12 protein-coding genes are annotated in these 11,300 nt (G+C 41.1%); 2 read left to right on the forward strand and 10 right to left on the reverse strand.

Translation table 11 applies throughout. The features are described 5' to 3' along the window. Positions 1 to 21: 21 nt before the first annotated feature. Positions 22 to 618 (reverse strand): sigma-E factor negative regulatory protein, encoded by a 597-nt coding sequence (locus ACRWQM_RS13150; protein ID WP_434930277.1) that lies wholly within the window; start codon positions 616 to 618, stop codon positions 22 to 24. A gap of 25 nt (positions 619 to 643) precedes the next feature. Further along, positions 644 to 1,222, reverse strand: a complete 579-nt coding sequence (rpoE, locus tag ACRWQM_RS13155) for an RNA polymerase sigma factor RpoE (RefSeq protein ID WP_434928563.1) — start codon at positions 1,220 to 1,222, stop codon at positions 644 to 646. 242 nt (positions 1,223 to 1,464) lie between these two features. Between rpoE and nadB the strand changes: the two genes are divergently transcribed. After that, on the forward strand, positions 1,465 to 3,072 hold the full coding sequence (gene nadB / locus ACRWQM_RS13160; protein ID WP_434928562.1) for an L-aspartate oxidase: 1,608 nt from the start codon (positions 1,465 to 1,467) through the stop codon (positions 3,070 to 3,072). A gap of 55 nt (positions 3,073 to 3,127) precedes the next feature. On the opposite strand, the gene ACRWQM_RS13165 is transcribed toward nadB, so the two are convergent. From ACRWQM_RS13165 to nhaA, 5 genes are all read right to left on the reverse strand, one after another. Next, positions 3,128 to 3,577, reverse strand: a complete 450-nt coding sequence (locus ACRWQM_RS13165; RefSeq protein ID WP_434930278.1) for a protein YgfX — start codon at positions 3,575 to 3,577, stop codon at positions 3,128 to 3,130. After that, positions 3,558 to 3,806, reverse strand: a complete 249-nt coding sequence (locus ACRWQM_RS13170; RefSeq protein WP_434928561.1) for a succinate dehydrogenase assembly factor 2 — start codon at positions 3,804 to 3,806, stop codon at positions 3,558 to 3,560. Before ACRWQM_RS13170 ends, ACRWQM_RS13165 begins: the two co-directional genes overlap by 20 nt. A gap of 40 nt (positions 3,807 to 3,846) precedes the next feature. Then, positions 3,847 to 4,779 (reverse strand): transcriptional activator NhaR, encoded by a 933-nt coding sequence (nhaR, locus tag ACRWQM_RS13175; RefSeq protein WP_434928560.1) that lies wholly within the window; start codon positions 4,777 to 4,779, stop codon positions 3,847 to 3,849. A 173-nt stretch (positions 4,780 to 4,952) separates the two neighbouring features. Next, positions 4,953 to 5,342, reverse strand: a complete 390-nt coding sequence (locus ACRWQM_RS13180; RefSeq protein WP_434928559.1) for a hypothetical protein — start codon at positions 5,340 to 5,342, stop codon at positions 4,953 to 4,955. Next, a complete protein-coding gene (gene nhaA / locus ACRWQM_RS13185; protein ID WP_434928558.1) occupies positions 5,342 to 6,514 on the reverse strand; it encodes a Na+/H+ antiporter NhaA in 1,173 nt (390 codons plus the stop codon). The genes ACRWQM_RS13180 and nhaA overlap by 1 nt, the downstream gene beginning before the upstream one ends. A gap of 344 nt (positions 6,515 to 6,858) precedes the next feature. On the opposite strand from nhaA, the gene ACRWQM_RS13190 reads away from it, so the two are divergent. Further along, a complete protein-coding gene (locus ACRWQM_RS13190) occupies positions 6,859 to 7,710 on the forward strand; it encodes a thymidylate synthase (RefSeq protein ID WP_434930279.1) in 852 nt (283 codons plus the stop codon). A gap of 365 nt (positions 7,711 to 8,075) precedes the next feature. Here ACRWQM_RS13190 and ACRWQM_RS13195 read toward each other — a convergent pair whose 3' ends face one another. The 3 genes from ACRWQM_RS13195 to ACRWQM_RS13205 are packed head-to-tail and all read right to left on the reverse strand — an operon-like array spanning position 8,076 to position 11,153. After that, a complete protein-coding gene (locus ACRWQM_RS13195; protein WP_434930280.1) occupies positions 8,076 to 8,426 on the reverse strand; it encodes a cupredoxin domain-containing protein in 351 nt (116 codons plus the stop codon). 10 nt (positions 8,427 to 8,436) lie between these two features. Next, entirely contained in the window at positions 8,437 to 10,683 is a 2,247-nt protein-coding gene (locus ACRWQM_RS13200) for a heavy metal translocating P-type ATPase (protein ID WP_434930281.1), read from the reverse strand. After that, entirely contained in the window at positions 10,683 to 11,153 is a 471-nt protein-coding gene (locus ACRWQM_RS13205) for a MerR family transcriptional regulator (protein ID WP_434930282.1), read from the reverse strand. The genes ACRWQM_RS13200 and ACRWQM_RS13205 overlap by 1 nt, the downstream gene beginning before the upstream one ends. Between the last annotated feature and the right edge of the window lie 147 nt (positions 11,154 to 11,300).

Genomic DNA, 11,300 nt, shown 5'->3' on the forward strand with positions numbered 1-11,300 from the left:
TTGCTGTAGGAAGAATAAAAGTTATTGGTTTACATCAGCAGTGTTAGCTTTTTGTGCTTCAACACTAGGATTTAAACGTTGTTGTAGCATGTGGTCTTGAATATAAGCGTTAACTCTTCGACGTTGCTCAAGCACTTGCTCGTTAGTGTAACCTAGTTTATTAACCACTGGACCTGTTTGCAAGCTTACCGGTGACATGGTGCCCACTAAAGGACGAGTATTAAACACAGGTAAGGGTGAATCTGGATCTTGGTCATAAGACTGCACACCAACAATGGCCACAAGCGCCACACTGGCTGCTATTGCATACTGACCAAACTGTTTAAATAACGAAACAACATTTGAAGGTTGACTTGCCGTTATTACAGCATCATCTTGTTCAGACATTTTCGCCTTGGGCGCCATTATCGTTGGCTCTAGTGCGATAGCTGCTGCAATGCTTGCTGTAATATCTAAGTCGATGGCCGCAGGTAGTTCACCGCGCATCGTATCACCAATCATGTGATAACGTTGCCATTCTTGATGAGAATCTACATCAGATGCAAGTTGAGCTAATGTTTGATCATCAACTTCACCATCTACCGCTGCAGATACCCATTCTTGACTTGATTTAACCATTTGTCACCTATCTTAATAAAGGCTATTACTTTTCCAGTAGAGGCTGGAGCTGTTTGTCGATTGCTTCACGGGCGCGAAATATCCGCGATCTTACCGTGCCGACTGGGCAATCCATGATATTGGCAATATCTTCGTAACTCATACCATCAAGTTCACGTAAAGATATGGCTATCTTTAATTCTTCAGGCAATGTCTCGAGGGTATCAAAGATCACTTTACTCATTTGATCTTTCATTAATAACCGCTCTGGCGAAGCAAATTCTTTTAAAGCATCACTGCCTTCATAGTATTCAGCTTCTTCGATATCAACATCACTTCCAGGTGCTTTACGACCTTGTGATGTGAGATGATTTTTTGCCGTATTGACTGCTATTCGGTACAACCAAGTATAAAAAGCACTATCACCACGAAAATTAGCAAGTGCACGATAAGCTTTAATAAAAGCCTCTTGTGTTACATCCTGCACATCCGCTTGATTTCGAACATATCGTCCGATCAGGCTCATCACTTTGTTCTGGTATTTCATTACCAACAGGTTAAAAGCGTTTTTATCGCCTTGCTGTACACGCTCAACTAATTGTTGATCACTATATTGTCCACTCATCCGAGCCGACTACTCCTAAATCTGTATAACTGATATTCAGTCGCTCGAATCCTGTTCATATAAGTAGACAGAGCATTTTGATAAAAGTTCGATAAAACATAAAAAAAAATTCATTTTGCTGGCGCTATGCCTAATAAATGCTAAATAAACGTTTTTAGCATGAACAAAATATCGGCTTAATGTACCCAAGTATGGTGTTTTGATTTACCATTACTGAACCATTTCTTGACCCATGATACCCGATGACACAAGCAGTTGAATACCAATCTGACATTTTGGTTATAGGTAGCGGTGCTGCAGGGCTTACTTTAGCACTCCATTTAGCAGAAAAATCGTCAGTTATTTTACTTTCTAAAGGTCCTTTAGCCGAAGGTTCAACCTTGTATGCACAAGGTGGAATAGCATCGGTTTTTGATGAAGATGACACAATTGAATCTCATGTCAGTGATACCCTAATTGCCGGTGCGGGATTATGTGATGAAGCAGTGGTTAAATTTACCGCTGAAAATGCTAAAGCTTCAATGCAATGGTTAATAGATTGCGGCGTTGCTTTTGATAAAGAAGAAACGTTAGGCAATCAAAAAGATGCACCCTATCATTTAACTCGTGAAGGTGGGCATAGCCATCGCCGTATCTTGCATGCTGCTGACGCCACAGGCAAAGCGGTGCAAACAACACTGCAAGAACGCGCATTAAACCACCCCAACATTCGGGTATTAGAACGCTACAACGCGATCGACTTAATTACTTCTCGTAAGCTCAATCGCCCTGGAAACAGAGTGTTAGGCGCTTATGTGTGGAACAGAGACAGAGAACACGTCGAAACGATTACAGCCAAGTTTGTTGCCCTTGCCACAGGGGGCAGCTCAAAAGTATATCAATACACGTCTAATCCCGATATTGCCAGTGGAGATGGTATTGCTATGGCGTGGCGCGCAGGTTGCCGCGTGGCTAACATGGAGTTTAATCAATTCCATCCAACGTGTTTGTACCATGCAGAAGCTAAAAACTTTTTACTGTCTGAAGCATTAAGAGGAGAAGGTGCTTATCTTCGTCGACCTGATGGCAGTCGTTTTATGCCTGAATTTGATGAACGGGCAGAGTTGGCCCCTAGGGACATTGTTGCCCGCGCTATCGATTATGAAATGAAACGTTTGGGCTCAGATTGTGTCTATTTAGATATTAGCCATAAACCGGCCGATTTTATCATTAAACATTTTCCGACTATTTACCAACGCTGCTTAGAATTAGGTATCGATATTACCAAAACAGCGATTCCGGCTGTACCAGCAGCACATTATACCTGCGGTGGCGTAATGACTGATTTACATGGTCAAACAGATTTGAACGGCTTATATGCGGTAGGTGAAGTGGCATACACCGGACTTCATGGTGCTAACCGACTTGCTAGTAACTCATTACTTGAGTGCTTAGTGTTTGCCCGCGCAGCGTCGCAGGATATTGAAAGCCAATTGCAAAAAATTAAAATGCCAGAAAATGTACCGGTATGGGATGAAAGTAAGGTCAGTAACTCAGATGAAGAAGTCGTTATTGCCCATAACTGGCATGAACTTAGACTTTTCATGTGGGATTATGTCGGCATTGTCAGAACCGATAAACGTTTAGAACGCGCAATGCGTCGTTGCATGATGTTACAGCAAGAAATTCAAGAATATTATTCAAACTTTAGAGTCAGTAATAACTTACTTGAATTACGTAACCTTGTACAAGTAGCGGAACTGATTATTCGCTGCGCAATGGAGCGTAAAGAAAGCCGCGGGCTTCACTATAATCTTGATTACCCTGAGTTGCTTGATAATCCTCAACCGACTATTTTGCAGCCAAATTAATAGATTAAATCGCTGTGGATGACTAAACCTGTATAGCAAGCCGTTAAACGGCTTGCTATACGTGGCTACTTTGATTGACAAGGCGACACAAGGTTCTGTATTGAGAGTCATCTAGCATGTCTGCCCAAACACAGCATATTTGACGCGACTCGTCTTCAAACTCTAGATAAAGTAAGCAAAATAACGGGCAAATAAACGCCGCTTTACCAAAAGTAAATGATTGACCATTTACTAAGCGCCCACCTAATTCCCCATCAATTATTATCTGACACTGCCATTTTCTTAATACCAATAGCTGCCAAGCAAAAATAACAGGCACAAGCAGTATCAATATATAGAAAAAGCTATTAAATAAAATTGAGTCCATTTGTGGCCAGGCAATGAAGCTTGTCATGACAACAGCAAAAATTATCCAGTAGCATAAGTACTGATTAAACGACGCACTCAACACAAACAAGCTTGTGTGAGTGCTATTTGAGGCTTGTTTACGGTGCTGGACGTCCACGAACTTTTACGACCATGGCTGCAAGCAAAGTATCTGGACATTGCTCATGCCCCATAAACCAGGCAAATAATTCTGGATCCTCGCACTCTAGCAGACGAATAAAAGTTTGCTTATCTTCATCGGACATATCTTGATATTGTGCCTCAACAAACGGCTGAAGCAATACATCAAGCTCTAACATTCCGCGGCGACAAGCCCAGCGGACTCTGGCAATATTCATTAATTCCAACGCAATACTCCTGCGAAAATTTAGGTTAACCTCATTGAGGTTAGTCCACTAATCCTATGCGATTATCAAAATCTTGTACTTGCTGATCCAATCCTAAAAATAAATCGGTAAAATCAGTTTCAAGCAAGCTTTTCACTGCCGGATGTTGGATCATCCGTTCAGCAAACATGACATGATATTCTTCTTTAATATCGGTGGTTTCGCCTAACAAAACCATTCCTTGCGAAAGTATATCATGACGATAAATAGACGGGGCGACAAAAATACCTCGTTTAAAATATCCAAATGCTTTCATCATAGCTGCATCATCAAACTCGCCTAAAATACTGACATTAAGGTTTTTTTCAGCAAACCAGCGATGTAACTGCTGCCCAAGTGATGTTCGGATCCCAGGAATTAGCAACTTTTCCTGCTCTAAACACGCAGGGAATTCAGCATCAATAGGATGAGCACAAAAAAAGCTTACCCCACATTCACCTAATTTTTTAGATAAAATATCAGTGTACTTCAATGCCCCACCAGCACAATCTGACAGTATCATATCTAGCTGATGTTCACGTAATCTAGCGATAAGGCTTTCATGGGTAGACTCATAACACGCAAGATGTATCGAACCATCATGTGGAATAACAGTTAATAGCACCCTGCTCACCAGCGCTTTGGACAAAGCATCAGCAATTCCGACTTCAAATAGTACAGAGGAGTCTTTTTGATAGTTAAGCAAATCAAGCATTTCATTACTTAAATTAAACATTTTATCGGCATAACGATAAACGACTTCACCGAGTTCAGTAGCCTCTAAATTGCGCCCAACTCGCTTAAACAGTGCGCCCTTCAACCTTCCCTCTAGTAAACGCATTTGGCCAGTGATAGTTTGAGGCGCTAAACACAATGCTTCAGCAGCTTTAACAACTGAACCTTTTCGTTTAACCATCCAAAAATAGTAAAGATGATTATAATTAAGATGTTGCATAGAGTCAGCCTTTTAAAAAATACATCTTTTTCAATGAAGGTATAAACACCCTCAACATTACAAACAGTTTAATTTCACTTAATGTGACAGTCACTGAGTCAGTTCCTGTGAAACAAAAATCGCCCACATAAGTGAGCGATTTTCTATATAGGAGCACAGTAAAAGTGAAGTCGTTATTGACTACGACAATCCATCAGTGAATTAATCACAGTTTCAAGATCATCACTGTTGCTAACGTTACCCATAGAAACTTGCTCAGTTAATGCATCAACAATATCTGAACTATCAGGAATATGGCTGACACAGTATTTTGCGTTTGCTTTTTGATAACGTTTGCCAGCACGGTATTTAAGTGCACGCGACTCATAACCCCCGTCAGCATTAACCTTCTTTGCAGGCACATTTTTACGGTACATCAAAGCACCATCAACCACACCTTCAAGATAACTGTTACAGCTTGGACTTTCAGAGTCGGTTAAACAGACATCAAATGAATTAGCAAAAGCTGGGGTGGTAAACACTCCCATAGTGACTGTAAAAGCGATAACGGATAGTAATTTCATTATTTTGCTCCTTTCTTAGGTAACACTTTGTCCAACCAGAAATAGCCGATTAATGCTGCAAGTAAAGATCCGGTTAAAATACCAAGTCTTGCAAAATCACCAAATGCTGTTGGAGAGTTTTCAAAGGCAAGTGAAGCAATAAAGACTGACATAGTAAAACCAACACCACACATTGCAGCAACAGGCGCGATTTGTCTCCAGCCTATCCCTGGTGGCAATTCAGCCCACTTTAGCTTCACGGCTAAATAACTAAACAATAGCACACCAATTGGCTTACCCAATACTAGACCTAAAATAATACCAATCGTTATTGGTTCAGCAAATGAGCCTAGCGTCATATTAGCAAGCGATAATCCAGCATTAGCAAAAGCAAATACGGGCAGAATTAGGAATGTGCTCCAAGGATGTAGGCCATGTTCTAAATGCTCAGAGGGTGAAGTACCATCTTTAGCCCTTAATGGAATACAGAATGCAATAATTACCCCGGCAAGCGTCGCATGTACTCCCGATTTTAGGACCGCAACCCATAATATAAAACCAAGCAATCCATAAGGCGCTAATGAGGTGACCCCTTTACGATTAAGCACAATCATCAACACAATTGCGATAGCGGCAATGATCAAGCTCAGCATCGACAAGTCTGTACTGTAAAATAATGCAATAATAACGATAACACCAAGGTCATCAATAATCGCCAAAGCCAATAGAAAAACTTTAAGCGAAACAGGTACTCGGCTACCTAATAGGGCCATAATACCTAAAGCGAAAGCAATGTCAGTTGCTGCTGGAATAGCCCAGCCGACTTGAGTAGCAGGATCTGAATAGTTAAACATCAGATAAAATAATGCCGGAAATACCATCCCCCCGATAGCACCAAAGGTGGGTAAAGACGCTTTAGCAACAGTCGATAACGCGCCTTCCAGTAATTCACGTTTAACTTCTAAGCCGATTAACAAAAAGAACAATGCCATCAAGCCATCATTAATCCATAATAATAATGGCTTATTAATATCTAGTGAACCGACACGAACCTGAACGCCTGTATTTAAGAAGCCTTCATAAAAACCCGACAGTGGTGAATTTGCTAAAATCATGGCCAAGGCAACGGAGATCATCAGAATAATCCCTCCTGCTGACTCTTGGCTCAAGAAGTTTTTAAGTGCTCTTTCCATATGTAACTCCTAAAAATCGATGCTTTGAGTCTATACTAAATGAATAACATAAATATAATCGAATGTTTCGAGCTAATACCTCGAAAAAACCGAGTTGGCTTAATAATACATCATAATTTTTATATTAAGCCGCATTAATGGGTCTTAAACACTACAATAGCCTGTTTATTCTTATTAGCACCACTAGCTTTATGATTTACTTATTAATAAAGTTCAATCGCTTTATCTTGCCTGAATTACTGTGCATATTTCAACCGTTCCAATTAACTGCATTAAGTTATTTATGCTCAAACAACTCATAGGTATAATCTAAACCTATAGCACATTAAAAAATCAGGGATATCATGAGACAATATTTGGATCTTTGCCAACGTATCGTAGACGAAGGCACTTGGGTTAATAATGAAAGAACCAACAAACGCTGTTTAACCGTTATTAATGCCGACCTGAGTTATGATGTTGCCAATAATCAATTCCCGCTTGTTACCACTCGGAAAAGTTTTTGGAAGTCGGCCATAGCTGAAATTATCGGCTATATGCGCGGTTATCAAAATGCCGCTGACTTTCGCGCGCTGGGCACAAAAACCTGGGACGCTAATGCAAACTTAAATGAAGCATGGCTTAACAACCCTAATCGTAAAGGCGAAGATGACTTAGGGTTAATTTATGGTGCTTTAGGCAGAGCATTCCCTAAACCAAATGGCGGCCATGTTGATTTATTGCAAGGTATTGTCGATGATCTTTCTAAAGGTATTGATAATCGAGGCGAAATATTAACTTTCCTGCATCCTGGCGCATTTGATCTAGGCTGCTTACGCCCTTGTATGTACGAACATCATTTTTCATTATTGGGTGACACCCTGTATTTAAACAGTACTCAACGTAGCTGTGATGTGCCGCTTGGCTTAAACTTCAATATGGTTCAGGTCTATGTATTATTGGCATTAATGGCGCAAATAACCGGTAAAAAACCCGGTAAGGCTTACCATAAAATTGTTAATGCTCATATTTATGAAGACCAATTAACCCCTATGCGCGATATCCAACTGAAGCGTGAACCTTTAGCTGTGCCCAAATTGATTATTAACCCAGACATAAAAAGCCTCAAAGACATTGAAACCTGGGTAACCTTAGAGGATTTTAAGGTAGAAGGGTATGAGCATCACGATGCTATTCAATACCCATTTGCGGTGTAATTAAGTCGTAAATCAGTAGATTCAACTTAGGACTGTGAATAAAGCTCCTCGTTACGATAACAGCTTTCAACTGAAAAAGTTGTCATTGTAATGGGGCTGTAGCAGTTGAATGGAAAATTGACTGAGTGTATTTTTACTATGATGATTTTAAAGTATATTAATCCTGAAAAGTCATCCCCAGAATAGCTATCGATTTCAATTATTAACTTTAAAGTAGATTGATGTGAAGTATCACCAGTTTGTATTTTTCATCGCGTATATTGCTTAAGGCTTTGGCTTAATACGACACTTTCCTGATATATCACGACTATCCTCTTTTTCTTATATGGGCTTTGTCCGCTCTCATGGTTTAACTCTCATAATACTTACTCAACAATCAACATGCCTTTATACATTTGCATCTGACAATGAAATAGATATTCGCCCTTTTCCAGTGCTGGTAACGCTATCGTCGTGGGTTTATCCAGCGCTAAATCCTGGCTAATCTCTAAGTCGGGTAGCAAGACGGTGGCTGAACATCCGGATTTATCTTGGCGTAAAAAGGTTATTTCTGTAGGTGTATTAGCCGCTATCTTAATTCGTGCTGGCGTATACACTCCGTCTTTAACCAGTATCGATGTGCTAGCGTCAACCTTAGTTTCATTTGATGGTTTATATAACCAAAACCACCAAATAATAAAACCGATTAATGCGATACACAGTAAATTGATTAACATCTTGAGTCTCCTAGTGTTCTTTAGCTTTAAACAAACGTAAGCGGTTAGCGTTACTCACGACTGTCAGTGATGAAAAGGCCATCGCCGCGCCGGCAATCACTGGGTTTAGCAAAATACCAAACACTGGATAAAGCACACCTGCCGCGAGAGGAATACCCGCGACGTTATAAATAAATGCGCCAAACAAGTTTTGTTTAATGTTGCGCAGCGTTGCTTTACTAATGGCTATCGCATCGGCTAAACCATGAAGCGAGCCGCGCATTAAGGTAATATCAGCGCTTTCTATCGCAACATCTGTGCCCGTACCAATAGCAAAGCCGACATCCGCTAAGGCTAACGCTGGAGCGTCATTAATGCCATCACCGGTCATACCAACCACTTCATTTTGTTGCTGAAGTTCAGCGACTTTTTTGGCTTTATCTTCTGGCATAACTTCGGCGAAAAAGTCATCAATACCGACTTTTTTAGCCACAGCGGCTGCGGTCGCGCTATTATCTCCGGTTAACATAATCACTTTGATGCCACTGTCTTTGAGTCTCGCAATCGCTTCGATTGAATCAGACTTTATCGGATCTGATACTGCAATAATGGCCAACAACTGCCCTGCAAGTGCCAAATACATCGGTGTTTTAGCCTCTTCCGCCAATACCTGGGCTTTAGCTTCATGGAGACCAATATCAATGTGTTTGTCTTGCATTAATTTGAGATTACCAAACAATAATGTTTGTCCATCAACCTGCGCCTCTACACCTTTGCCAGAAATGGCAGTAAAGTGATCAGTATTGATCGCATCAATACCTCTAGCACGCGCGCTTTCAACAATGGCTTGGGCTAATGGGTGTTCTGAGTGACTTTCAATCCCAGCAGATAAAGAAAGGACCTGCTCTTCACTGTCGGCATTAACCAAAATAATATCGGTAACTTGCGGTTTACCTTCGGTAATGGTGCCGGTTTTATCTAAAATCATGGCGGTGATTTTAGACGCAGTTTGCAATGCTTCACCGTTACGAATTAGCACACCCGTCTCAGCCGCCTTACCCACACCGACCATGACCGACATTGGTGTGGCCAGTCCTAGCGCACAAGGGCAAGCGATAATTAATACTGTTGTTGCAGACACGATGGCAAATACGCTCGATGGTTCTGGACCAAAGTTAAACCACACCATGGCACTGACAATAGCGATGATCATAATGGCTGGCACAAAGTAAGCGGCTATGACATCAGCTAAACGACCGATCGGCGGCTTAGAGTTTTGCGCCCGTTTGACCATACTAATAATGCGCGCCAGTGCGGTATCTTTACCAACACGAGTAGCTTTAAATATGATTGATCCAGACTTATTCAAAGTACCGGTTACAACGTTGTCATCAACAGCTTTTTCAACCGGCATTGGCTCACCGGTCAACATTGACTCATCAATGGTACTTTTACCTTCAATAACGACCCCATCGACTGGGATTTTTTCGCCAGGACGAACTCTTACGTGATCGTTAAGTAATACATGAGCAATATCGATGTCGACATCTTTTCCATCACGGATAACTCGAGCCGTTTTAGCTTGCAGGCCAATAAGACGCTTAATGGCTTCAGAGGTCTTACCGCGCGCTTTCACTTCTAGTGCTAAACCAAGATTAATTAACCCAATAATCATGGCAGTCGCTTCAAAGTAAACATGCCTTGCCATCTCTGGAAACCACTGCGGAAATGCCACAATTAACATCGAATATATCCAAGCCGTTCCAGTTCCTAAGGCGATGAGGGTATCCATATTGGCGTTATGATTTAAAAAAGATTTCCAAGCACCAATATAAAAATGCCTACCTGATATCAGCATAATGGCAAGAGTAACTACACCAACCAGCCCCCACACCACTTGCTCTGATAGGCTTGATACCGTCATTTCGCCAATAAAAAGTCCATAAACCATCAACGGAATACCGACTGATAAGGCGATAATGGTATGGCGTAATAGACTTTTATAATGCTGTAAATCAGCCTGCTCTTTTTCGTTCATGGCATCTTCTGCCGACTCAGCTTGGATTTGAGTGGCGTTATAACCGGCACTTTCTACCGCTTTTATAATCAACTCGGCAGCAGCTTTACCCTTAACCAGTACCGTTCTGTCGGCAAAGTTCATCTCGGCCGAATCAACGCCTTGCACGCTGTTAATCGCTTTTTCAATTTTGCCCACACAACTCGCGCAGCCTGCTCCGAGAATATTGAGCTGCATAGTTGAGTGTGTTGTGTTCTCCATTACTTAATCTCCCTTAACATCAATTGGATATTATCATGTTGAGCAACGCTTGATTTAGGGCTGTCAGTTTGATTTGTACCTTCAATCAAGTTACAAACCATGTTTCCTGTCGGCAAGTTATCTGCCATGGTTGACCATTGCTCAACGGCTTGTGAAAGCCTTGCTCTTAGTTTGACCATTTCATTAAATTGCTGCTGTGTTTCATCCAGCTTTTGTTTCACTAATGCCCGCACAAGATGACAGGCACTTTCACCGTGGTCGGTCTTAAAAAAAATCACTTTAATTTCATCGACTGAAAAATCAAGCTTACGAGCGCTTAAGATAAATTGCATACGCGACTTATCCTCACCGTTATAAATTTTATAACCATTAACGGGCGATTTATTGGGATTAAGCAGTCCAATACGTGTGTAAAAGCGCACTGTGTCGGCGGTGATACTTAATTCATTAGCAAGTTGATTCACTTTCATATTGCCTCCCAAAGCTAGCATTAAACATTAGACTAACTTGACTATAAACCTATGTGTTACACACAGGTCAAGCAAGGTTTGAACATTAAAATAATAGAGCGCATTTGAGCGTCCTATTATTAGAAGGTGGCTGCGGCATCATTTTAG

It is taken from the genome of Shewanella sp. HL-SH5, assembly GCF_051163755.1.
Classification (GTDB): domain Bacteria; phylum Pseudomonadota; class Gammaproteobacteria; order Enterobacterales; family Shewanellaceae; genus Shewanella; species Shewanella glacialimarina.